Genomic DNA, 22,826 nt, shown 5'->3' on the forward strand with positions numbered 1-22,826 from the left:
GATGCCGATCGAGCCTGTTCCCGGGATCGAGCAGATCAGTGTTCCGACTGGATTTGCTTGGCCAGAGTTTATGCAATCAGAAGCTGCAATTCCGGTTGCATCAAATGCAAGCGAAATTGCTATGAGCATCTACCGGCCGACGGTGCATCCTTCACCTCATCGAGGTCGAGAGCTCTACCGGCGCTCGACGCCCGCCATCTCCGCGACTTGGACGTCCAGCGCATGCTTGCCCGCATCTTCACCTCACTGTTCCTTCGGGCTTGCAGCTCGCCGTCCTGCGGATGGGCGGTGCGCGCGGTCATCGTCCTGACCTCACGAGACGTGTCGCCCCGCGGCGGCACCACGAACGGTGGCCTGAGCAGGATGGTCCCCGTCCGGTAGAAGAGTCGGAGAATTTTTCGCGGGCGGTCCGGGTCAAGCCGCCCGGGCGAGATCGCCCTCGATCGCGGCGAGCGCCCTCTCCAGAGCCGCGAAGCAGATTGGATCGAAGGCCGTTCCGATGTCCGCCCGCATGATGCCGAGCGCTTTCTCGAGCGACATGGCCGCCCGGTAGGGCCGGTCGGCGGTCAGGGCGTCGAACACATCGGCCACCGACACGACGCGCGTCTCGGGTGCGATCGCATCGCCGCGCAGCCCGCGCGGATACCCCTTGCCGTCCAGCCGCTCATGGTGGCCGCCGCCGATGCTGGCCATCTCGTGGAACACTGCCGCGCGGATCAAGATGGTCTCGGAGAGGGAGGCGTGATTGCGCATATCGCGCCATTCCGCGTCGTCCAGCTTGCCGGCCTTGTCGAGGATGGCGTTCGAGACGCCGAGCTTGCCGACATCGTGGAGAAGCGCGGCGCGCTTCAGCCAGCGGCGACGCTCCGGCGTATAGCCGAGCTCGGCCGCGATCATGTCGGCGTAGACCGCGACCCGCTCCGAGTGGCCGGAGGTGAACGGGCTCTTGGCGTCGATGATCTGAGCGAAGGCCCGGGCGATATCGTCGAGGTAGTCCTCGTCCACGACGATCGGACTGCCGGGCGCCAGCGCGAACACCGCCTCCTCGACCTCGTCCGAGGCAAGGGTCTCCCAGAAGCCGGGTTCGGCCGCGACCGACTCGAAGCAAGCGACGACCTGAGGATCGAACCACGTTCCCGCGCGCGCGCGCGCCTCGGCGATCGCGGCCGCGGGGCCGGCCGCGGTGTGGAAGACGTCCACCACCTGGGCCAGAAGCGCCACGCGGGCGTAGAGCGGGATCGCGGGCCCGGCGAGGTGGTCCGGTCGCCCGCTGCCGTTCCAGTGCTCGTCCAGCGCGTGGATGGCCTCGCAGACGCTCGCCGGGAAACGAAGCTGGCGGGCGATCTGGGCACCGCGCTGACAACGCGTCTGGATGAGGTCGTCGACGATCGCGCCGCCGTTCTGCAGGATGTTGAGCACCGCCCGGAAGCGTTCCGCGAGGCCTGCCTTGAGACCCGTGTGGGAGAAGACGAAGCCCAGTACCTTGGGCAGGCTGTCGCTCACCGTCTTGAAGTCGCGCTTGAAGCTGAGATCGTCGGACAGGTAGAGCTCGCAGATACGCGCGGCGTTGCTGGAACACCCGAGGTCCTTCAGCATCACCGTGTGGTAGAGTTCCCAGAGCTGCAGGTCGCGCAAACCCATCGCCCGGCCCACGTGGAAGCCGATCCAGGTCGCCCGCACGCAATGCCCGACGGGCTGACCTTCCGTCAGGTCGAGGGCGTGGCTCAGAGCCCCGAGGACTTCCGATAGCTGGACCGTCCTGGCTTCTTCGCTCCGGCCCGTCACGGTCTGCATCGTTCCCGCCCGTCTCTTGCCCTATAGGCCTCAATAGGCGGCAAGACTGCCGATAGAAGCTGATTAAAACGTTGCGCCGCGGGCGTGTTCGAGCGGGCGGGACGCCCGGCAGGACGATCCGCGTGTCGGCTTCTCCGGCATCCGGACGGACGTCGAGGCTGCGATCGACCGCGATCGAACAGCACCTCTTCGCCCATCTGGCTCCCCGCGCCTCGTCGGCATCGACGGGGACGGCCTCTGCGCTGGCCATCCTGCCGTCGGGTCGGCCAAGGGCGTTCTCCCGATCCGTGCCTCAGAAATCTCGCGCGGGCCACTAGACGACCGGTCTAATCGTTCCTATGTCAGCGTCATGGCAAGCGTCAGCGGCAACATCGACACGAGGCAAGGCATCCTCGACACCGCCCACCGTATCGTGGGCGCGAAGGGGTTCTCGGGCGTCGGCCTCAACGAGATCCTCGCCGCGGCCGGTGTCCCGAAGGGCTCGTTCTACCACTACTTCGGCTCGAAGGAGGCCTTCGGCGAAGCTCTCCTGGCCGATTACTTCGAGGCGTATCTCGCTGACATCGACGTCACCCTCGCCGAGACCGGCTTGAACCACGCCGAGCGCCTGATGAATTACTGGGGCAAGTGGCAGGCGACACAGGGCAGCATCGACTACCAGCGCAAGTGCCTCGCGGTGAAGCTCGCTGCGGAAGTCTCGGACCTGTCCGAGCCCATGCGGCTGGCGCTCAAGGCGGGCACGGCCGGGATCATCGACCGTGTGACCGGGGCCATCGAGGCAGGCATCGCCGAGGGGTCGCTCCGGATCGACGGCGAGCCTCGTGCAACGGCCGAGACGCTGTACCACCTGTGGCTCGGCGCGAGCCTCATGGCGAAGATCGAACGCACCGACGTGCCGTTCCACGCCGCGATGAAGACGACGCGGCGCATCCTGAATCGGCAACAGGCCTGACCTGCGTGGCAATCGCAACGCCCGACTCGTCAAGCTCACATTGTAGACGACCAGTCTACTCAAGACCGAACAGAGGAGCAAACCATGACACCGCGAACCGCATATCCCGTCGCCCCCTACCTGCTGCTCGCCGAACTCGGGGCCGCCTTATTCGGCGGCACGGCGGCCTCCGCCGAGGAGCGCATCACCCTGGAGGTCATCGGGGCGGTCCGGATGGCGGCTGACCCGGATGTCCGCCGCGCCGACGGCGCCCATCAGAGAGCCGAAATCCCGCCGGCCCGCGAGACGGCTGCCGATCACGCCGATGCCTGGATATCCTCGCACCACAACTGACACGCCGGCGGGCGCAGGCGCGGCTGTTCGAGCCGTCTTTCCCATAACCTTCACCCACCCTCTGACCGCGGAGAACGACGATGAAGATCCTGATGGTGCTGACCTCTCACGACCAGCTCGGCGATACCGGCCGCAAGACCGGCTTCTGGCTGGAGGAACTCGCCGCGCCCTATTACGTGTTCAAGGATGCCGGCGCCGAAATCGTCCTGGCATCGCCCAGGGGTGGCCGTCCGCCGCTCGACCCCAAGAGCAACGAGCCCGGCTTCCAGACCGACCTGACCCGCCGCTTCGAAGCCGATAGCGAAGCCAATGCCGTCCTGTCGAACACGGTCCGCCTCGACGGCGTCACCCACGAGGGCTTCGACGCGGTCTTCTACCCCGGTGGGCACGGTCCGCTGTGGGACCTCGCCGAGGACCCCGCCTCGGTGCGGCTCATCCAGAACACCTTCAAGGCCGGCAAGCCGGTGACCTTGGTCTGCCACGCCCCCGGCGTGCTGCGCCATGTGAAGGCGCCCGACGGCAAGCCGCTGGTCGAGGGCAAGGCTGTCACCGGCTTCACCAATACCGAGGAGGAGGCAGTCGGCCTGACCCAGGTGGTCCCCTTCCTGGTCGAGGACGCGCTCAAGCGGAACGGCGGCGCGTTCTCCAAGGCGGGCGACTGGGAGCCGTACGTCGTCGCCGACGGCCTGCTGATCACCGGGCAGAACCCGGCCTCGTCCGGACCGGCGGCCGAGCGCCTTCTGGCTCTCTTCCGCAAGGGATGACTGCCGGGGGCGGTCAACCCGCGCGCCTGACGATCCCGGTCTTCGCGGAGGGCGACCGCATCAACTTGCTGGTTTCCGGCGGCGTCGCTGTCCCTGCTCCCGACGCAGGCAGCGACGCCATAAGACGGATTGTTGGGGTGGCTGGTCAGCGCCAGCCACGTCTGAGCGGGGTCGGATGCGGGACATCCGGCCCTTGACCCTGGGCCGAGGTCCATCCCTGCTCCGAACGAGCATGGCCCTCGGCTCGACGGGGCCCTTCGCGCCCCGGTGACGGTGAACCGACCGCCCCGACCGCACGGGAAACCGAACTCTACGCCGGCAGGAGGCCCGAGGCGCGGTAGCTCTCGATCAAGGTGTCGAACTGCGACAGGTCCGAGCGGCTCCTGGCGTAGAGTTGGGCGCCGGATACGGCGGCAAAGATGGCCCCGGCCCGGGCCTCGCTGTCCTCGGGCTTTGCCGTCCCCGCCATGACCAGCACCTTGGCGAGCCAGGCGATGTTGACGTCGGCGAAGCCCAGCGCCTCTCGTTGCACGGACTCCGGCAGGTTGGCGTACTCGGCCGACATGAAGCTGCACAGGCAGAGCCTGTTCCCGTCCTCGAGCGACCGGCGGAAAGTGCCCGGATAGAGCCGCAGGCATTGGAGCGGGTCCGAGGTCTCGGCCAGCATCGCATCGAGTTCGGCCGCGGTGTCCTCCCAGTAGCGCCGCGCCACGGCCGCGCCGAGGTCCGCCTTGCTGGCGAAGTGATGGTAGATGCTCGCCGCCTTGATGCCGACCTCGGCGGCGAGATCGCGGTAGCTCAGCCCGCCGTAGCCGTGCGCCTGCGCGGTCTTCCTGGCGGCCGCCAGGATCGTCTCCTTCGCGCTCGTGCTCACCTCTGCCTCCAGCTGCCAAACCTACCAACCGTTAGTTAGGCCTTGACGGGCGGGAAATCCAGTCCTAGCTCTCGACTGCCTAACGACAGGTAGGTACACCATCATGGCTCAGGACATCCTCTTCACCGATGCCACCGGACTGGCCGCGCTGATCCGGAGCAAGCAGCTGTCGCCCGTCGAGGTCGTCAAAGCCCATCTCGACCGCATCGAAGCCGTTGATCCTCAGGTCAACGCCATCGTCATCGTCGCCGAGGGAGCGCTGGCCGCCGCGAGACAGGCCGAGGCGGCGGTCATGGCCGGCGGGGAACTCGGCCCCCTGCACGGTGTGCCGTTCACCGTGAAGGACTCCATCGACACCGAGGGTGTGCCGACCCAGCGCGGCTCGCCCATCTTCAAGGGCCGGGTGCCGGCTGCCGACGCCACCAGCGTCGCCCGCCTGAGGACGGCCGGCGGCATCCTGCTCGCCAAGACGAACCTTCCCGAGTTCTCCTACTGGATCGAGAGCGACAACCTGCTCTCCGGCCGATCGAATAACCCCTGGGACCTCGACCGCACGCCGGGTGGCTCCAGCGGCGGCGAGTCGGCGGCCATCGCGGCGGGCATGTCGCCGCTCGGCCTTGGCACCGACCTCGCCATCTCTGTGCGCGGTCCGGCCGCGCAGACCGGCATCGCCGCGCTGAAGGCCACCCACGGTCGCATCCCGATGACCGGCATATGGCCGCGCGCGCCCCGCCGCTTCTGGCACGTCGGCCCGATGGCGCGCTCGATCCGCGACCTCGCGCTCGCCTTCTCACAACTCGCCGGTCCCGACGGGCAGGACGCCTTCGCCACGAGCGCCGTCTCGTTCAACGCGGGCATTGGTGCCGCGCCGGACCGCCCACTCAGGATCGGCTGGATGGTCGGGCCGGGCTTCGGACCCATCGACACGCAGGTCGTCGCGACCCTGCGCGCGGCGGCCGAGGCCTTCAAGGGTGAGGGGCACTTCGTGGAAGAGGTGCGCATTGCTGCCTTGGAACGCGACTTCGCCCTCGACGTGTTCAACAAGCTCCACGTCATGGAGATGAAGCCGGCCTTCCGCGAGGCGACGTCTGGACATGAAGACCAGATGTACAAGATGGCCAAGACGATGCTGTCCCTGCCGGACACCTCGGTCGAGGACTACGTCGCTGGCCTAGCAGGCGGCGGAGCGGCTGCGGGACGGTTACGCAGCCTACTTCCGAAACTTCGACGTGCTGCTGACCCCGGTGCTGCCGGTGCCGGCGCACAGGCACGGCATCACCGAACTCGTCGTCAACGGCGAAGTGGTCGACCTCACCTACCTGCAGGGCGCGACCGTACCCCTGAACGTGACGGGTTTGCCGGGGCTGTCGATGCGGTTCGGAACAAGCCGCGAGGGCCTGCCCATCAACGTGCAACTCGTGGGAAGCTGGCAGGAGGAGATCAAGCTCCTCTATGCCGCCTCGGTGTTGGAGGGCATCAGCCCGGTCCGCAGCCTGCACCCCAGCGTCTGAAGGGAGGGGACCTCGCCGGGGGCCATTCACCGGGTCCCCGGGACTCCTGAGGTTTGAGGACGCGCGTTGCGCCGCGCTCTCGGCCCCGGTTCCAGGGCGGCCGCCGTCTTGTGGCCGGATCGTATGCGGTATGCCCCATCGTCCGTCTCTCGCCGGCCCAGGCCGACGAGGCCAGATGACACCCGAACGGGTCCCGCCACGGTGGGGTCGGCAGAGGCGGTCGTTCCGGATCCGACCCCGGTCGGTCATCCAGCCGGCCTTCGCAACGCCCCGAACGCCGTCATTCGGCAGCCGTCCGATCCCATCGAAGACGTCGGTCGCTACCAACGGTTTCGGAGGCAGGCGCACGCCAGGGAATATCACGCCTCCTCGGCCCCTGTGACCTCGCCACAGTGTCGGAAATGCTTTTCCAACACGCGGGCCAGTCTTCGGGGCGGCGGGGTGGGTGACCGTGGGCCGGGCACGCCGGATTGTTCTGCCATGCCTCTGTGCGGCAAATACTCACCTCGAAAAGGCAGAAAATCTAGCAATCTTCGAACCCGTATGCGGTGCAAATGAAATTATTGCTTAAACCATTTTTTATAACATACATCAGCGACGCCTTCGTCACGGTTTGCGGACGCCATTCGGTGATGACGTGCGATGATTGAGATCACAGCAGATTGTCTTGCGCCGCACGAGGGCGACTTGGATCACCCCGTAACGGAAGTTGCGGGTGCCTTCGGTCTGGCTCGGGCCGCCACCTATGCCTTCATCACCAGCGACGAGAGGGGCCGCATTACCTTTGCGAACGCGGCCGCCGCAGCCCTCTTCGGCTACAGTATCGGCGAATTGTTGGGCGCGAACATCGATCTGATCGTTCCGGAGCGATTCCGTGCCAGCCACGAGGCCGGCATGGCGCGGATGGCCCGCCACGAGCCCTCGCGTCTGTCCGGTCGAACGGTCGAGGTCATGGCCCGCCGCCGCGACGGCGGTGAGTTTCCCGCCGAGTTCACGCTCTCGATGTGGCGGGACCGCTCCGGCCTCGGCTTCGGCGCGATCCTGCGGGACATCTCCGAATGGCGGGCGCGCGACGAGCGTCTGGTCCAGTTGGCCCATCATGACCTCCTGACCGGATTGCCGAACCGCGCCTGCTTCGAGGAGGCGCTCGATGCCCGGCTGGCGGCCGGAAACGCCGTCGGCGTCCTCATGCTGGACCTCGACGGGTTCAAGGAGGTGAACGACAGTTGGGGGCACAGCACGGGCGATGCGCTGCTCCAAACCCTGGCGATTCGATTGCCGGCGTGGCTCGGAGCCAATGCGGTCTTGGCGAGGTTCGGTGGCGACGAGTTCGCCGTCATGCTGCCGAACGCGGGCGACACCCCGACGCTCGCCGCGAGCGCGACGACGCTCCTCGAAGCCTTCGGCGCCCCCCTCCGGGTCGGATGCCACACCTTCCACATCGGAGTCAGCATCGGCGGGGCCGTCGGCTCGACGCAGGGCGCTTCCGCGGAGGAGCTCATCGGCAATGCCGACTTGGCCATGTTTCGAGCGAAGCAAGAGGGGAAGCGCCGATTTCGCGCCTTCCAGCCCGCGATGCGCAGCGCGCTGCTATCCCGGCTGGCCATGCGAGCCGAGCTGCACGCGGCGGCCCGAGCGGGCGAGTTCGTGCTGCACTACCAACCGCAGGTCGCTCTCGAGACCGGGCGCATCGTCGGCGCGGAGGCCCTCCTGAGATGGCAACATCCCCAGCGCGGCCTGCTTCTGCCAGGCGCCTTCCTGTCCCATCTGGAGGATCATCCCCTGGCCCTGGAGGTGGGGCAGTGGGTCGTCGAGGAGGCATGCCGACAGGCCGCACTGTGGCGCGATGCCGGCCATCCGGTGATGAGGATGGGCGTGAACCTGTTCGCCGCTCAGGTGCGGTCGAGGACGCTCGCGTCGGACGTCGTCGACGCGCTCCGGCGGCACCGGCTGTCACCCGGGATGCTGGAGCTCGAGATCACTGAGACCATCGTGCTGAGCGTCGACGAGGCCGACCTCGACCAGTTCCGCGACCTCCATCGCCGGGGGGTTGGTATCGCGTTCGACGATTTCGGCACGGGCTATGCCTCGCTGAGCTCGCTCAAGCGGTTCCCGCTGACGCGCCTCAAGATCGACCGGGGTTTCGTTCGGGATTTGATGGCCGAGCGGCACGATGCCGCCGTCGTGCGCGCCATCGTCCAGATCGGGAACGACATAGGCCTCAACATCATCGCGGAGGGCATCGAGACCAAGGATCAGGAGGCGCGGTTGGTGGAGATGGGTTGCCGGCAGGGGCAGGGCTACCTTTACGGCAAGGCGCTGCCGGCGGCGCAGTTCGCGGATCTCGTCCGGGCGTCCGGCAGCCTCGAGCGGTTGGCCGGTTGAACGGGCAGGGCCGGTGACGCGCAAGCGGCGCCCTTACCTCCGCGTTGTCTATCCGGACCGACACCTCCCGGCTCCGCGGCCCACCGCGATGGATCGCGAGCGGGTGAAACGGCAGCGTCCGCTGTTTCGCACTGCTTCGCCGAAGCAGAGTGTCGCGAATCCACGCGGACCGGTCACGCGACTGAGGTAGAAACCCTTCGCGGTGCAGAGCGTCCGCACCGTACCGGTACGGTGCTTCACCGCCATCGCTGCCCGGGCTGGCCGCGTTCGATTCCAACTCCGGTCCCGAAGGCGGTCAGGACGACGATGCTGCGGGGACCCCTCGGGGGCCAAAGATTCGCCCGCAGTATGCCGCCAGATGGTCTGTCCGGTCTGGCGTAGCGCGAAAGGCGATGTGGCCGTCGGGGCGGATGAGGACGATAGCGGGCTGACACTCCAGGCCGTAGGCCCCGTGAGCCTTTCCGTCGAGATCCGACAGCACGGGCACGTCAGCGCCGTTCAGGAGCGGGCCGGCGAGGACGAGCCGCGGTCGCACCCAGTTCCAGGGCGCGACGGCCTCGACGGCTGCGCGCAGCGAGGCGCCCGCCTCCGAAGCCCCCCCGTCGAAGCACAGCAGGGCCCAACCCGTGGTCCGCCCGTCCGGGTTGTAGAAGAACGGGAAGAGTGAGGTCGTTCGGCCATCCTGGGTCACTTCCGCCTCGGGGGCCCGCTCGCCGGGCTTCGGCCCGCGTTGAAGGAGATGGCTCAGCCCCTGGAGGTGATCCTCGCTGAGCGGGCTCGTCGGATACCGCACCGAGAGCTGCTGCAGGTCGTCCGTACCTTGAAGCAGGGCGCCGAGGCCTGGAACCACCTTGGTCGCCAAGCCGAGGGCCGCATCCGTCAGGGGGCCGCGGTAAACGGTACGGCGAAAGCCCTTCGCCTGCTGCTCGCTGAGCCTGGCGTGCTCGCCGCCGCGCTCGACGTCGTAGGAGTCGAGCAGTACCGGGGTAGCCTGACCCCGCAACGTCATGGCCAGCCGCCACGCGATCTCGACTGCGTCGTGCAGGCCGGCGTTCATGCCCTGGCCGCCGATGGGCAGGGACAGGTGGCCGGCGTCGCCGGCCAGGAATACGCGACCACGGGCGTAGGCCGGCGAGACGCCGTATTGAAATCGGCTGTGGGTCAGCCATTGCGGGTCGGTGAGCGTCAGCGTCTCGTCGCCCGTGACCGCGCGGGCCACGGCCTGGACCTCGTCCAGCGTCGGATCGCGATCCGGCACGTCGGCGTCGTCGGCCAGGAAGAACAGCCGGTGATAGCCACCCCAGACCGGCATCACGCCGCAGAAGCCGCGCTCGTAGTAGAAGAACCAGAGCTGATCGGGCTCCAGTGAACGCCGCCAGGAGAGCTTGGCGTCGACCTGGCGGTTCATCCGGCCCTCGAACCGCTCGGGTTCGAAATCCAGGTCGAGTTGCGGGCGCAGCGTGCTCTTGGCGCCGTCGGCGGCCACGAGGTAACGGCAGCGCAGCCGGCCATCCGGTCCCTCCTCGCCGCGTCTCGTCGTGATGGTCACGCCGTCCGCGTCCTGGGCAACGGCGACGACCTTGCAGCCGCGCTCGATCCGGCCGCCGCGCCCTTCGTAGGTTTCGGCCAAGGTCGTCTCGATGACGTCCTGCCCGCTGTACAGGACCTTCGGGTAAGGGCTGGCGACATCGTCGATCGGAATCGGCGTCGTTTGCGTTCCGTTCATGAAGAAGTTGACGAGGCGAATGGGATAGGCGCGCTCGGCGAGGGCGTCGCGGAGGCCGACGCCGGCCAAGAGTTCCTGAGGGCGCGCCCAGAGGTTGTTGGCCCGGGAATAGGCCCGACCTTCGGTCCGCGCCTCGAGGACGAGGCAGTCGACGCCGTGATGGCGCAGGGCACAGCCCGTGGTCAGGCCGACGGGACCGGCGCCCACGACGATGACGTCGGCGTCCAGGGTGTCCGGAAGGATGTCGCGGGACATGAAAAGCTCGGGCTCGGGAACGGAGGGGCTCACGCCGGGCAGATGCCGGGCACGTCTACCTTCCGGAACAGGTGCGGGCTCACCGTCGCGCCCTCGGGGTAATCCGACAGGCGGGCCCGGAACTCGGGATTGGTGAAGGCCGCGCGGAAGTCGGCGACGCTGTCCCAGACGGCATAATTCAGGAACACCCCGCTGCCGGCGAGGCCGCGATGCAGCTGGGTCGACACGAACCCAGGCTGGCGCTTCATGACCTCCGCGTCGGCGGTCCAGGCGGAGACCAGCCGGTCGGCATCCGCGGCCTGGACGACGAAGGTGTTGATCAGGACGACCGGACCGTCCTCCACCGTCAGTTGGTCGGCCAGGGTGACGGTGCGGTCCATCTCGACGAACGTCGGCATGTTCAGGCTCCTTGGGTCTGGGGGTGGCGGCGTGCGGCGGGCGCCGGCTGCGCCGTGTCGAGCCGCCGCTGCATCTCGCGCAGCAGGGCGCTCGCGGCTTCGAACCCCTCGGGCGACAGACCGGCCGTAAGGTCGTCGGCCCAGCGCTCCTGACGTTCGATGGCCGTGCGATAGGCAGCCTCTCCCCGCTCCGTCGCAACGACCAACATGGCTCTCCGGTGATGCGGGTTCGGGGCGAGGCGGACGAAGCCCTCGGTCCGCATGTCGTCGACCAAGCGCTGAACCGCCTGTCGCGTCAGACCCATGTTGCGGGCGATGTGGGCGACGGGGAGGGGGGCCGCCGAGAGCGCGATGGCGCCCAGCACCTGCCAGCGGGCGCTCGTCAGCCCGAGGTCGCCGACCAGTGCATCGCCCGCGGCGAGCAAGTCGCCGTTCATGCGGAAGACCTCGATGACGAGTCCGGTCCACGCGCGGCGAAGGTGCGCCTGATCGGGCGCGGCGGCCCCTGTCGTTGTGTCCATGGCAGACACCATAACGATTCGACGAGATCGGTCAATACGACAACAGGTTGTCATATTTCGTTGGTGTCCTCTCCTTGGCCGAACGCTGGGATCGATGCGCGGTCCTCCGTCAGATCGCGGCAGCTCGCGGGGAGGTTCGGCCGTTCCCGCACGGCGTGCGGCTAAAGGTGTCGCCGCGTCCTGCGCGGGAAACGGCCGGCGCGAATCCGCGACGCTGTCCGTATGCCGTCTCTCGTGCTGCGGAGCGGACCGGCAGACCGCCACCCGACGCGGACGCGCGGTGAGCTGTCGGCGGGAGTTGAACCTAGCCGAAGACCGCCGGTCCCCTTCGGACAGGGATTGCTGAAGAGCGGATAGGCCCTTCCCGACTCATGCCGGAGACGTGGGTAGCCGTCGCCGCATCCCCTGAGCGGCCCTTCGTCGGGCGTTCGGCTGACGGTGGGAAGGGGGCGTTCGCCTGACGCTCTGTATGAGGCGGACGTGACCCGCAGCGGATGTCGAGCATCGACCGCGGGCAAGCGCCCTACGTCTCTTCGAGCTTCTGGCCTAGGCTCGCCCGATGGGACTCTTGACCTTCAGCATGAACGCCACCCTGGACGGCTGCGTCGACCACCGGGAGGGGATCGCCGACGACGAGACACACGCGTATTTCACCCGCCTCATGGACGGGTGCGGGGCGATGCTGTGGGGCCGCATCACCTACGAGATGATGGAGAGCCACTGGCCGGCGGTGGCGCGCGGTGACGTGGAGGCGCCGCCGACGATACGGGCGTGGGCGGTCAAGCTGGAGGACAAGCCGAAATACGTGGTGTCGTCGACGCGAAAGGACTTCCCGTGGACCAACAGCCACCACATCCGTGACGACCTAAGAACAGGCGTACAGAGGCTCAAGGATGCGACGCCGGCGGGCGTGCTCCTCGGTAGTGGCCAGCTCGCGACCGAGCTGGACCGGCTTGATCTGATCGATGAGTACAAGCTCCTGATCCACCCCAGGATCGCCGGACGCGGCCCGACCCTGTACCAGGGCGGCCTGCCCAGGACGCGACGGCTCGCGCTGGTCTCCGCGACGCCGCTCGGCAATGGCGCAGTCTCCCTGCACTATCGGCACGAACACGGGCGCAACGCCGCATCGCACACAGCTCGGGGATCTGCGCATCGCGGGCGCCCCGCCGATTAGCGATCGGCATCGATCGCCTGCCTCCATCAATCAGGACAAAGCACCCACGCGTTGAGCGTGCGGCGGTGGAGACCTTGGCTGGCTGCCAGCACGGGCGGTGTGAGGCCGATCGCGGGGGCAGGGCAGTCCGATCCTCATGCCGAGCCATCACGAGCCGAACTTCTACGAGGGGTCGGGACAGGCGCGGTGGCGATGTCCGCCCACGAATATTGTCTCTCCGAGGCAGACTGGCGGAAATCCAACCCGGGCGGTCGGTCGGCTTGCGACCCATCTCGGCCGTTCCAGCGGGGATCGGCGCATCTCGAAAGCGGTCGATCGCTGGTGGTTCAGCACCTCCGGCTCGGGGTGGTGAGCCGCCACTGGGGCTACGCCTGAAAGCTGAACTGCCGGTTGGCTCCCAACGGCGCCGATCAGCCGGCGCGACCGCCTCTCGGAGGCGGACGATGTGACAGCGTACGCCGGCGTACCCCAGGGATACCGGAACTCAGCATTCGCGCAGTCCGTGAGTCTTCTATGACGTGCAACCCCGGGCACATAACGGGCGGACGTGGAACGTTCGATCGAGCGCACCGGCTCGCGCAACGCACCATTGCGAGCCGTCTGCTTGGTGACGCGATACGCGAACGTCGACTGTGTCCCGTATGAAACTGACTGGCCGCAAAATACAGGTTAGAGAGACCCGATATTCCGGGACAGCAGAACCGATACCGTGAGCTTCGTACCCAGCTCCCTCTTCACGACCGAGAGTCTGCCCGAGCGCGACCGTTTCGATGCTTGGCGCACCCTGTTCTCCGCCCACGATCTCGATGCCGACCCACAAGACTTCTCAGGCAGCATCGAGACCGCCCAGATCGGTGCGGTCGCCCTGCGCGTCATGAACGCCGCGCCACAGGGGCCGGGCCGGTCGAGGCCGCAGATCCGGCGCGACGGCATGGACGGCTTCGTCCTCTACTTGAGCCAGCACGCCTACACCGTCGAGACCGAGCGCGGCGTGCTGGACGTTCCGGCGGGCGCCATCAGCCTCAACGATCTGTCGCAGCCCTACCGGCGCAGCCGGGTGCCGGAGACGGACTCTCTGATCATCGCGCTTCCGCGTTCGTCCATCGCCGCCCTGCTGCCCGACGAGGACGCGTTGCACGGGCTGCTCCTGCACGGCGGTTCAGGGCGCTTGCTCGCCGATCACATGCGGAGCCTGGCGGCGAACCGACACGCGATCGCCGCGGTGGACGCCGGCCATCTCGCCCAGGCGACGCTCCACATGATCGCGGCCTGCGTGCGCCCGAGCCTGGAGGGCGTCGCGCGGGCGGGCGCACCGCTCGATGCGGCGCGCCTCAGGATCGCGAAGCAGTACCTCCGCTCCCATCTGGCGACGCCGCTACGCATCGACGCTATGGCGAAGGCGCTCGGCATGTCCCGCTCGCAGCTCTACCGCTTGTTCGAGCCGGAGGGTGGGATAGCGCGCTACCTCGCGCGCCAGCGCCTCGGGGCCGTACGAGCAGCGCTCACCGATCCCCTCGAGCGGCGGTCCATCGGCGAGATCGGAGCGGCTTACAGCTTCGGCAACAGCGCCATCCTCAGTCGTGCGTTCCGGCAGGCGTACGGCTTGAGTCCGCGCGACTACCGGGCGTCCGTCGGGGGTGCCTGAAGAGAGCGGAGTTCCTGTCGAAAACGAGCTCCCTCGAGCGATGCCGCAGCCGAAGTAGCCGCCGGCCGTGAGCGCAGTCCGGCCCAACGACATGAACGGCTCATTCCCATCTTAGAATGGATCGCCGTCGCGTAGACGCGGTCGCCAGACCGCTGCGAAACGGCTTCGGGGAGGTAATCCGTTCCGCCTCCGGCCGGGTCCGGTCGTTCAGGACCGATCAGAAGGCCGGCCAGCGGACGTTCCGAACGTTAGAGACGGGTCGAGAGCCGGCGCAGGGGCGACGTCCGCTTCTCTGAAGCACCCGGAAGCGGCCCGGCGGAGATCCATCCGTCGTGGATGCTCACCAGCGCCGGTGCGACAGCCGACGCCCGTCGAAAGCCGCCGGTCCGCTTCGGAGGAGAGAACCGGAAAGCTATCGTCGTCCCGTCGATCGTCGATCCCGACGCGATCGTTCAGATCGGATCTCAGCGCGCCCTCGGAAACTCCAGGGGGAAGTTGTTGAGCACACGCCAGAGTTCGTAGCCGATCGACACGGTCTCCATGAGGATCCAGCCGCGCACCTTGGCACCCAGCGGGATGAAATCGTAGTCGGGCCACGGGGACCGGTCGGGGTCCTGCTCGACCAGCACGCGAAACAGGCCGCTCTGCTGCGCCGAGGGGTCGACGGCGCGCACCCGCCCGTCGAACATGCCTTGGGCCACCGACGGCCAGCCGCTGAACTGGATCGCCGGCCAGCCCTCGAAGGCGAGGCGCACGCTCTGGCCGGGCCGGATCAGGGCGACGTCGCGCCCGTCGACCATCAGTTCGACGACGCGGGTCGGCGCGAGCGGCGCAAGGGTCGCCAGGGTATCCCCCGCGTTGACCAGCGTGCCGGCGGCCGCCGCGTTGATGTGTAGGATCCGGCCCTCCCTCGGCGCGCGAACGAGTTGCGCCGATTGGCGGTTCACGGTCACCTCGAGCCGGCTGAGCTTGGCCTTCGCCTCCGCCAGCTTCGCGCGCTGCTCCGCCACGCGGATCTGCGCGGCCTCGAAGTTGCGCCGCGTCACGAAGCCCTTCTCGGCCGCCTCGCGGGTCTGGCTGACCTGACTTTCCGCCACCTGCACTCCCTGCTCCGCTGCAGCGATCTCGGCCTCGATCTGCTCCCGCTCGGCGGCGAGCCGCTTCAGCAGGAACGGATCGTTGTCCATGAGCTGGGCGATCGCGTCCCCCGCGCGAACCCGCTGGCCATCCTCGACGTACCAATGCTCAACCCGGCCCTGGACCAAGGCCGTGACCGTCTGCACGCGGTCGGCGGGATTCGGGGCGATGACGCGCCCCGTTCCGGCCGCGGTCTGCACCCAGGGCACGTACAGGAGGATCAGGACCGCCAAGCAGATCGCGATGCCGATGATCCAGGTCAGGACGGCCGCCGCGCGGGGCGGCCGGATCGAGGTCAGGCTCGGGAAGTGTCGGAGGTGTTCAGGCCGCGACAGCATGGGTCCTCTCCCTCAGCACGGGTTTGTCGAGCCGGTCCTCCGGGTCGGCGGCGCGCACATAGCCGTGCGAGCCCAGCCGGATCTGGCCGTCGTGGATCGGTTGTCGGGGGCGACGCGTGACATGCAGAACCGTCGTGCCCATCTCCCGGAACCTCGCGAGCGCCGCCGCGACGCGGTCCGGTGGCAGCAGGTCGAGCAGCGTCGACAGGACGACGAGCTTCGGCCGCTGCAGAAGGGCGGCGGCCAGCTTCAGCGCGACGGCTTCCCCCACCGAGAGCGGCGCGCCGGACACGGAGAGCGGCGTGTCGAGGCCGGAGGGCAGGCGCCCGAGGCGCTCGGCCAGGCCGACACGCTCCAGGCAATCGTGGATCGTAACCGCATCCTGGCCCTCGACCGGCGACAGGACCTCGCGAATGGTTGTCTCGGCGAGCGTCGGCCGATCCAGCACGAGGATCTGCGCCCGCAGCGCGTCCGGACCATAAACTGCGATGTCGGCTCCGCCGACCATCACCCACCCGCGCTGCGGCCGAACCCGTCGCTCAAGGAGCGCCGCGACCGTCCGCTCAAGCCTCTCGTCGGCGGGCATGGCGAGGATCTCGCCGCTCTCGACCGCGAAGTCGAGGCGGCAGCCTTCGACCTCGACCTCGCGCAGGCGCAGGTCTCCTTTGGCCGGGCCGGGGCCGGTCCACTGATCCCCGTCCGCCGCCTCGATCCCCTCGAAGAGCGACAATTCATGGAGCGCCGCGACGAGGTCGTAGAAGGCCCGCGCATGCGAGCCCAGTTGGGAGATGCCGTAGAAGGCGGCCGACAGGACGAGTTCCGCCGCCACGAGCTGCCCGAGCGACAATTGCCCCTGCAGGATGAGCCATCCGCCCATGGCCAGGAGGGCGGCACTGGCGACTGCGTAGACCAGGAGGAACCCGATGGTCTGCGCGAAGGTGTGGCGGAAATGCCGGCGATGCGCCCGCAGGTAAGCGGCGGTCATCGCCTCGGAGCGCGCCATCGCGGCCGAGAGCCGATTACCGTGCTGGTAGAAGCCGTTGGAAGCGCCGACGCTCTCCAGCCAACGCGCCGTCCCGTGCTTCGCATGGCTCAGTGCCGCGCCGGACCGGACCGCCGGCCCCGCCCAGAGGAACCCGATGCCGAGCAGCACGGCGGCGACGACGAGATTGAAGGCGAGAAAGAACGGATGATAGAAACTCGTCAGGACGAGTCCGATCGCGGCTTGTAGAAGGATCGCGAAGCCGCCGACCAGGAGATGCGGGACCGCCTTCTGGACCGTCATCAGATCGAAGAAGCGGTTGAAGAGGTCGCGGCGCCCTGTCTCGTCGAAGTTCGGGACTTTCGCGTGGAGCGCACGCAAGGTGATTTCTGCGACGATCCTCGCGAACACGCGCCGCTCGAACAGCGCAAGGACGTAGATCCGCGCGGCGCTGAGCAGGGCGGCGGCGAGCAGAAGCCCGAGCAGAAGCCCGGACAGCACGAACAGGGGCGCCGGCAGCGCCGTGTTGGCCACCGAATTGATCAGGAGCTGCACCGACACCGGCACGGCGAGGCCCAGGAGCGCCACGGCGACCCCGTAGACGACCGCCGTCCAGATGAATCCGGCTTCCGGCTTCAGCAGACGCGCGATGAGCCTGCAGGCTTCCGTCAACGTCAGGGGCGTGTGTTTGATCGCATCCATGGGTCGAGGACCTTTCAGATCCGGTCGGGGGCGTGCGAGGAGGCCATGCCGCCGCCACGTTGCCGGGCATGGCCGCGGAGACGCGGATAAATCGTCGGGGTGCGCGAGCGCGGAGTCGACCCGGTACCGCCGGCCCATCCCGGGCGCGAACTCGTCCGGTCCGATTTAGCCGGCTGGCGGTTCACCGGAGGGCGTTCGGCGGATGCCGGTGGGAGACCCTCGAGGGCGAGGGTCGCACGCACGGTCCGCCATGTCGGGGGCACGGCGGACCGATTTGATGCCGGCCCGTACCGGATTGCGGCCGGCCGTCGGGTCGAGGCGATGCGCCCGCTTCAGCAGCGGTAGCCGCCCGACGTCTGTCCGTACTGCTGCACGGGGAAGTGCTGCTGGTCGGCATTGCCTTCCTGGGCCGAGCTTCTCCGGCAGCCGCCGACGGTGGGCGTCAGCACGTCCCCCGTGACGATCGAGCCGGTCGAGAGCCCATCCCAGGTCGTCCGCGGAAGGGGCCGCGACGGAGTGCCCACACGCAGGTCGGCGAAAGCGGCGGAGAGCGGCGCGACGCAGAGCGCGGCCGCGACCGACAGGATGGATAACTTCTTCGACGCCTTCATCGCTTGTCTCCAATCAATTGTGCGCTCGTAACGCGCTGTCCGTGGATCGAGGCGGGCAGGGAGACCGCAGTCTTGCGGACAGTTCCGCCTCATCCACGCAAATGATTTGGCGGCGCCCGGGTCGTACCGCAATTTCGCAACTTCAATGGCCCTCATTTGGAAAACAAATGACGACGAATGCATCGCGCGGGCTGCTGTATATTTAATCCCCATTGTTCAACTCGGGCCGATGATCGTGTGTGTTTCGTCACATCACACCAGTACGGGTGCCGGGGATTTGGCGGAGGCTGAAGGCCCGAGCTTGATGTCTCGCCCCGTTGAGATGATTTGACGGCGATGCCCGGCCCGCCGTTGCCCTTCGACCTCGACCTGCTGCGCACCTTCGTCGCCATCGCCGACAACGGGAGCTTCACGCGCGGCCAGTCGGTTGGGCCTGACGCAGTCGACCGTGTCGCTGCAGATCAAGCGCCTGGAGGAGGGCGTCTCCCGTCGCCTGTTCGACCGGGACGGCCGGGAGCTGCAGCTGACGCCCGAAGGCGAGGTTCTGCTCACCTACGCGCGCCAGATCCTCAAGCTCGGCGGCGAGGCCCTGTCCCGGATCGTCACCCCGGAACTGATGGGTCTCGTCCGGCTGGGCACGCCGGAGGATTTCGCGACCACGCACCTGTCGGAGGTTCTGGCGTGCTTCGCTCGCACCCATCCGCATGTCGCGCTCCAGGTGAACTGCGACTTCACCGTCAACCTCCTCGACGACTTCTCGAAGGGGAAGTACGACCTCATCCTGTTCAAGCGCGAGCCACAGGGTCCGAGCGGCGGGACCAGGGTCTGGCGGGAGGTCCTGGATTGGGTCGCGTCGCCGCGTCTCGTCGCGGAAGCCGGCGACCCGATTCCGCTCGTCCTCTCGCCGGCGCCGGACGTCTATCGCAAGCGCGCGCTGTCGGCCCTCGATGTCGCCGGACGCGACTGGCGCATCGTCTACACCAGCCCGAGCCTCGCCGGATTGCAGGCCGCCGTGCAAGCCGGGCTCGGGGTGACGGTGCTGCCCACGGAAATGATCCCCGCGGACATGGTGTCGGTTTCGGGCTGCCTCCAACTGCCGAAACTCCCCGATACGGAGATCGTCCTCTACCAAGCGCCGGGCCATGTCTCGCCGGCGGCTGAGTTGTTGGCGGCGACCATCGTCGCGGCGCTGGAGCGGCGCGTCGTGGCGCCTGCGGTGTTCGTGCCGTGAGGACCAGAGGCACTTGCGCGCAGTCCGGCGGCCTGCTGCGCTCGGCCTTGGGTCCGATCCCGCGTCGGCGATGATGGCGAGCTCGCCGCACGCCGGGGAATGCACGGCGTCCGAGTCGTGGCGCTGCGGCCCGCAGGTGTTCCGGGGGAAGCGCATTCTGTAGGGTCGCCGGCGAGTACCGGACATACCCATTCAGGTTTTCTCCCGGTGGAAGTGAGCCAGACGGGACTCCCACGAACATGCGCGTGCCGAGGTATGCCGGACGCCCCCTCCGCCAGGGCGGTGGATCGAAGGATCGCGCCGGTATTCAATCCGCGTCCGCTCTGGGCGATCCGCCTTCAGCTGACCTCCTCTCGCCTGCCGCCGGCCGCTGGATGGACTCGATCTTCCTGATCCGTTTCCGCACATTCTGGACGACGCCAATGCGTCGATCGATCGTGCGCTCGTTCCTCGCAGGGGGGGCCAAACATCCATTTCGTGTCACCAAGTCGTTTTAAATATAATTCCTGCCGACGTACAACATAAACTGCAATGTCATTATGAAGGCGCCATCTTTCATTGCGTTGAGGTATAAAAACAAAATACGGTGGCCGGGAAGCAAGACGATCAAGATCTGCGCGGCGAATGACGGGTCTCCGGGCCTCTATGGTGATCCTGATCCTGAGGCAGGATGCCTGGAGCGCACCAGTGCTGTTTTCGGGGCAGCGCTGACCCGTGTGGCTGCGGTGAAGATCAGTCGTGACGTGCCGGGGTCTGCTTGACGCGGTCGCCTTGATGCTATGACCATCGCTGTCACGGGTCGTGCCCGCTTTGCGTGCGCCCGGGTGGGATGCGTGTGAGGCCACACGGCGATGAGTAGGCGACTGGCGGCGATCCTGGTGGCCGATATCGTCGGGTACAGCCGGCTGATGGGCGCCGACGAGGCCGGCACGATCCGGCGCTTGAAGGCGCTGCGCCGCGAGGTCACCGACCCGGCCATCCAGGCCGCAAGGGGCCGCATCGTCAAGGCCATGGGCGACGGCCTGCTGGTCGAGTTCCCCAGCCCGCTGCGCGCCGTCACCTGCGCGGTGCACATCCAGCGGGCGATGGCCGCACGCGAGCCGGGCCTGCCGGAGGAGCGGCGTTTCCGGCTGCGATGCGGCATCAACGTCGGCGACGTGGTCGCCCAGCCCGACGGCGACCTGTTCGGCGACGGCGTCAACGTGGCCGCGCGCCTCGAGCCGCTGGCCGAACCAGGCGGCGTGTGCGTCTCGCGCTCGGTCCACGACCAAGTGCGTGACCGGCTGCCCTACCGGTTCGAGGATCGGGGCAAGCTCGACCTGAAGAACATCGCCCGGCCCGTGGGCGTGTTCGCGCTCTCCGCCGCCGCCGTCCAGGCGCTCGTCCCGCCGGACGACGACACGGACGACGAGGACGGGGACGTCGATGACCGCCCCGGTGCGGGGCCCGGGACGGCCCGATCCGGCTTGGCCGCGGCGCCACCCGCCCGCACCCGGCCGGCTCGCCGCATCGCTGGCGCGGCGCTGCTCGTCGCCGTGGCGGCCGCCGGAGCGGTCGGGGGGCTGGCCTGGTGGCTGGGTGCAGGCCAGGGGCCGCGGGCCGACACCACGCTGGCCGTGCAGAACGGCCTGCCGCCCAAGCCGCTGCCGCCGCTGTCGCTCGTGGTTCTGCCGTTCGCAAACCTGAGCCAGGATCCCGAGCAGGACTTCTTCGCCGACGGGTTGACGGAGGACCTGACCACCGACCTGTCGCACTTGGTCGGCAGCTTCGTCATCGCGCGCAACACGGCCTTCACCTACAAGGGCAAGGCCGTCGACGTGAAGCAGGTCGGCCGCGACCTCGGTGTGCGCTACGTGCTGGAGGGCAGCGTCCGGCGGACCGACAATCACATCGTCCTCAACGCGCAGCTGATCTCCACCGAGACGGGCGCGCATGTCTGGGCCGACCGCTTCGAGGGTGAGCGAAGCCGCCTCGGACAGATACAGGCCGAATTCGTCGCCCGCCTCGCGCGCTCGCTCGATGTCCAACTGAGCCAGGCGGAAGGCCTGCGGATCCTGCGGGAGCGGGCCAGCGATCCGAACGCCGCCGACCTGAGCATGCTGGGGTGGGCGGCGCTCAACCGGCCTCGTTCGCCCGCCAACACGTCGGAAGCCAGGACGAGATTCGAGCAAAGCCTCAAACTCGACCCGAACAATCCGCAGGCGAAGATCGGTCTGGCCAGGGCCATCGCACAAGCCGTCAACACCAAGGTGAGCAAGGACATCGCGGGTGACCGACGTTTGGCGACCAAGCTGGCCGACGAGGGACTCGAGGCGTCGTCACAGAACCCGATGGCCCACTACGTGAAAGCCGAGGTGCTCCGCGCCACGAAGGAATTCGAGGCCGGGCAGAGGGAGATCGCGACGGCCATCGAGTACGATCCCAACATGGCGATCGCGCATGCCCTGGCCGGCATCATGAAACTCTGGGCCGGCAAGGCGGGGGAGACGTTCGACCATGTCGAGCGCGCCATCCGACTGAGCCCGAGGGATCCGCTGCTGAACGCTTGGGAATACTATATCTGCCACGCACACACGCATTTGGCGCAGTGGGAGGACGCAATCCGGTGGTGCGACAAGTCCGTCGCGCGCGCGCCGTACTTCTTCGCCTACCTCGATCTCGCTGCTGCGCACGCTTGGCTCGGCCACAAGGAAGACGCTCGCAAAGCGATCGAGAACGTCCTGCGACTGATGCCCGGTTACAATCTGCAGACGATGATCAGCGCAGACTATTCCCAGGATCCGACCTTTCTTCAGGAATATCGGCGCATCGCCGACGGCGCCCGCATGGCGGGCCTTCCGGAAGGCCCGACGGATTGAGGGCGCGTCGCCTCCCTACCGCGCCCGGTCTCACACGGTTTCAGATCCATGCGGCGCGTGAGCGCTCCTAATCCCACGGGACTGCCTGCCGCGTAGGGCGGCGTCCGCGTTGCTTCTGCCCGATCGAACGATGACGATGTTTCTCCGCACCACCGCAAGGCGCTGTGTGACGCCCGCAAATGAGGCCGCTCCGGCTTCGGCCGGGGGATGATCGTGCGGATTTCGGCGCTGCGCCGGCGGATCGCAGCCCCGCACTGGCGGTGGGCGACCTTGGATTTGGGTTGCGCGACGCCGGAGCCGCCTCCGGCAAAGGTCGACCGTCCGAGTCTCCGCGACGGCTTTGCGCCGATCACCCTCGGATGCGTCGACCTGCGAGCGACGGTCTCAGCGGAAGACCGGAAGACAGAAGCCGATGAGCCCGAGGCCCAGGACAAGGAAAAGCCCGCCGATGGTTTCCACCAGGGCCATCCGATTCGGCCAGACATCCACCGAGCATGTCAGGGCGATGCCCAGGACGAGGCTCAACAAGCTCAGTGCGAACATTGTTTTCGTCAATGCCGTTGATTGTAAGGACGCGGCTGTTAGCCGTCCGGTCGGTGAATTGCAGTCTTCGTAACAGAGTATTCGGCTGC

At 67.8% G+C, this 22,826-nt stretch carries 17 protein-coding genes and 1 pseudogene; 9 read left to right on the plus strand and 9 right to left on the minus strand.

Going from position 1 to position 22,826, the window contains the following annotated elements:
- Nucleotides 1-414 precede the first annotated feature (414 nt).
- Nucleotides 415-1,794 carry an HD-GYP domain-containing protein gene (locus MFF58_RS24035; protein WP_238291537.1) on the minus strand — a complete coding sequence of 460 codons (1,380 nt, stop codon included), beginning with the start codon at nt 1,792-1,794 and terminating at the stop codon, nt 415-417.
- 349 nt (nt 1,795-2,143) lie between these two features.
- Here MFF58_RS24035 and MFF58_RS24040 point away from each other — a divergent pair, with 349 nt between their 5' ends.
- From MFF58_RS24040 to MFF58_RS24050, 3 genes are all read left to right on the plus strand, one after another.
- Nucleotides 2,144-2,746, plus strand: coding sequence for a TetR/AcrR family transcriptional regulator (locus MFF58_RS24040; protein ID WP_238291538.1), 603 nt, complete (start codon nt 2,144-2,146; stop codon nt 2,744-2,746).
- A gap of 84 nt (nt 2,747-2,830) precedes the next feature.
- Complete coding sequence (locus MFF58_RS24045) at nt 2,831-3,079, plus strand: hypothetical protein (protein ID WP_238291539.1); 249 nt, start codon at nt 2,831-2,833, stop codon at nt 3,077-3,079.
- Between the two features lie 80 nt (nt 3,080-3,159).
- Nucleotides 3,160-3,843 (plus strand): type 1 glutamine amidotransferase domain-containing protein, encoded by a 684-nt coding sequence (locus tag MFF58_RS24050; protein ID WP_238291540.1) that lies wholly within the window; start codon nt 3,160-3,162, stop codon nt 3,841-3,843.
- Between the two features lie 310 nt (nt 3,844-4,153).
- Here the strand turns inward: MFF58_RS24050 and MFF58_RS24055 are convergent, their stop codons facing one another.
- The gene (locus MFF58_RS24055) at nt 4,154-4,717 is read right to left on the minus strand and encodes a TetR/AcrR family transcriptional regulator (RefSeq protein ID WP_238291541.1); all 564 of its coding nucleotides are present in this window, start codon (nt 4,715-4,717) and stop codon (nt 4,154-4,156) included.
- 103 nt (nt 4,718-4,820) lie between these two features.
- On the opposite strand from MFF58_RS24055, the pseudogene MFF58_RS24060 reads away from it, so the two are divergent.
- Nucleotides 4,821-6,228 (plus strand): annotated as a pseudogene (locus MFF58_RS24060) (amidase).
- A 687-nt stretch (nt 6,229-6,915) separates the two neighbouring features.
- Nucleotides 6,916-8,613 (plus strand): putative bifunctional diguanylate cyclase/phosphodiesterase, encoded by a 1,698-nt coding sequence (locus MFF58_RS24065; protein ID WP_238291542.1) that lies wholly within the window; start codon nt 6,916-6,918, stop codon nt 8,611-8,613.
- A gap of 295 nt (nt 8,614-8,908) precedes the next feature.
- Here the strand turns inward: MFF58_RS24065 and MFF58_RS24070 are convergent, their stop codons facing one another.
- The 3 genes from MFF58_RS24070 to MFF58_RS24080 are packed head-to-tail and all read right to left on the minus strand — an operon-like array spanning nt 8,909 to nt 11,513.
- Complete coding sequence (locus MFF58_RS24070) at nt 8,909-10,594, minus strand: FAD-dependent monooxygenase (RefSeq protein WP_238291543.1); 1,686 nt, start codon at nt 10,592-10,594, stop codon at nt 8,909-8,911.
- A 29-nt stretch (nt 10,595-10,623) separates the two neighbouring features.
- On the minus strand, nt 10,624-10,992 hold the full coding sequence (locus tag MFF58_RS24075; protein WP_238291544.1) for an antibiotic biosynthesis monooxygenase family protein: 369 nt from the start codon (nt 10,990-10,992) through the stop codon (nt 10,624-10,626).
- Between the two features lie 2 nt (nt 10,993-10,994).
- Complete coding sequence (locus MFF58_RS24080) at nt 10,995-11,513, minus strand: MarR family winged helix-turn-helix transcriptional regulator (protein WP_373323383.1); 519 nt, start codon at nt 11,511-11,513, stop codon at nt 10,995-10,997.
- Nucleotides 11,514-12,072: 559 nt separating this feature from the next.
- On the opposite strand from MFF58_RS24080, the gene MFF58_RS24085 reads away from it, so the two are divergent.
- Nucleotides 12,073-12,690 (plus strand): dihydrofolate reductase family protein, encoded by a 618-nt coding sequence (locus MFF58_RS24085; protein WP_308445481.1) that lies wholly within the window; start codon nt 12,073-12,075, stop codon nt 12,688-12,690.
- A 709-nt stretch (nt 12,691-13,399) separates the two neighbouring features.
- Complete coding sequence (locus MFF58_RS24090) at nt 13,400-14,335, plus strand: AraC family transcriptional regulator (protein ID WP_238291546.1); 936 nt, start codon at nt 13,400-13,402, stop codon at nt 14,333-14,335.
- Nucleotides 14,336-14,799: 464 nt separating this feature from the next.
- On the opposite strand, the gene MFF58_RS24095 is transcribed toward MFF58_RS24090, so the two are convergent.
- The 3 genes from MFF58_RS24095 to MFF58_RS24105 all read right to left on the minus strand — a co-directional run bounded on the left by MFF58_RS24095 (nt 14,800) and on the right by MFF58_RS24105 (nt 18,105).
- The gene (locus MFF58_RS24095) at nt 14,800-15,810 is read right to left on the minus strand and encodes an efflux RND transporter periplasmic adaptor subunit (RefSeq protein WP_238291547.1); all 1,011 of its coding nucleotides are present in this window, start codon (nt 15,808-15,810) and stop codon (nt 14,800-14,802) included.
- Nucleotides 15,794-17,494, minus strand: a complete 1,701-nt coding sequence (locus MFF58_RS24100) for an ABC transporter transmembrane domain-containing protein (protein WP_238291548.1) — start codon at nt 17,492-17,494, stop codon at nt 15,794-15,796. The genes MFF58_RS24095 and MFF58_RS24100 overlap by 17 nt, the downstream gene beginning before the upstream one ends.
- A gap of 332 nt (nt 17,495-17,826) precedes the next feature.
- Nucleotides 17,827-18,105: a hypothetical protein gene (locus MFF58_RS24105; RefSeq protein ID WP_238291549.1), complete on the minus strand. Its 279-nt coding sequence runs from the start codon at nt 18,103-18,105 to the stop codon at nt 17,827-17,829.
- 448 nt (nt 18,106-18,553) lie between these two features.
- Here MFF58_RS24105 and MFF58_RS24110 point away from each other — a divergent pair, with 448 nt between their 5' ends.
- Together MFF58_RS24110 and MFF58_RS24115 are read left to right on the plus strand one after the other, a co-directional pair.
- Nucleotides 18,554-19,336 carry a LysR substrate-binding domain-containing protein gene (locus MFF58_RS24110; protein WP_238291551.1) on the plus strand — a complete coding sequence of 261 codons (783 nt, stop codon included), beginning with the start codon at nt 18,554-18,556 and terminating at the stop codon, nt 19,334-19,336.
- Nucleotides 19,337-20,187: 851 nt separating this feature from the next.
- A complete protein-coding gene (locus tag MFF58_RS24115; RefSeq protein WP_238291552.1) occupies nt 20,188-22,194 on the plus strand; it encodes an adenylate/guanylate cyclase domain-containing protein in 2,007 nt (668 codons plus the stop codon).
- Nucleotides 22,195-22,578: 384 nt separating this feature from the next.
- Here MFF58_RS24115 and MFF58_RS24120 read toward each other — a convergent pair whose 3' ends face one another.
- Nucleotides 22,579-22,719 carry a hypothetical protein gene (locus tag MFF58_RS24120; RefSeq protein WP_238291553.1) on the minus strand — a complete coding sequence of 47 codons (141 nt, stop codon included), beginning with the start codon at nt 22,717-22,719 and terminating at the stop codon, nt 22,579-22,581.
- Nucleotides 22,720-22,826: the final 107 nt, after the last annotated feature.

Origin of the sequence: Methylobacterium longum, assembly GCF_022179385.1 — a bacterium.
Classification (GTDB): domain Bacteria; phylum Pseudomonadota; class Alphaproteobacteria; order Rhizobiales; family Beijerinckiaceae; genus Methylobacterium; species Methylobacterium longum.

Bases quoted from the DNA above. Each gene is read 5' to 3' on its own strand.
- MFF58_RS24105 (WP_238291549.1), bottom strand. From the start codon at position 18,105: ATGAAGGCGTCGAAGAAGTTATCCATCCTGTCGGTCGCGGCCGCGCTC.
- MFF58_RS24045 (WP_238291539.1), top strand. From the start codon at position 2,831: ATGACACCGCGAACCGCATATCCCGTCGCCCCCTACCTGCTGCTCGCC.
- MFF58_RS24050 (WP_238291540.1), top strand. From the start codon at position 3,160: ATGAAGATCCTGATGGTGCTGACCTCTCACGACCAGCTCGGCGATACC.
- MFF58_RS24095 (WP_238291547.1), bottom strand. From the start codon at position 15,810: ATGCTGTCGCGGCCTGAACACCTCCGACACTTCCCGAGCCTGACCTCG.
- MFF58_RS24035 (WP_238291537.1), bottom strand. From the start codon at position 1,794: ATGCAGACCGTGACGGGCCGGAGCGAAGAAGCCAGGACGGTCCAGCTA.
- MFF58_RS24085 (WP_308445481.1), top strand. From the start codon at position 12,073: ATGGGACTCTTGACCTTCAGCATGAACGCCACCCTGGACGGCTGCGTC.
- MFF58_RS24100 (WP_238291548.1), bottom strand. From the start codon at position 17,494: ATGGATGCGATCAAACACACGCCCCTGACGTTGACGGAAGCCTGCAGG.
- MFF58_RS24115 (WP_238291552.1), top strand. From the start codon at position 20,188: ATGAGTAGGCGACTGGCGGCGATCCTGGTGGCCGATATCGTCGGGTAC.
- MFF58_RS24075 (WP_238291544.1), bottom strand. From the start codon at position 10,992: ATGCCGACGTTCGTCGAGATGGACCGCACCGTCACCCTGGCCGACCAA.
- MFF58_RS24040 (WP_238291538.1), top strand. From the start codon at position 2,144: ATGGCAAGCGTCAGCGGCAACATCGACACGAGGCAAGGCATCCTCGAC.
- MFF58_RS24070 (WP_238291543.1), bottom strand. From the start codon at position 10,594: ATGTCCCGCGACATCCTTCCGGACACCCTGGACGCCGACGTCATCGTC.
- MFF58_RS24080 (WP_373323383.1), bottom strand. From the start codon at position 11,513: ATGGACACAACGACAGGGGCCGCCGCGCCCGATCAGGCGCACCTTCGC.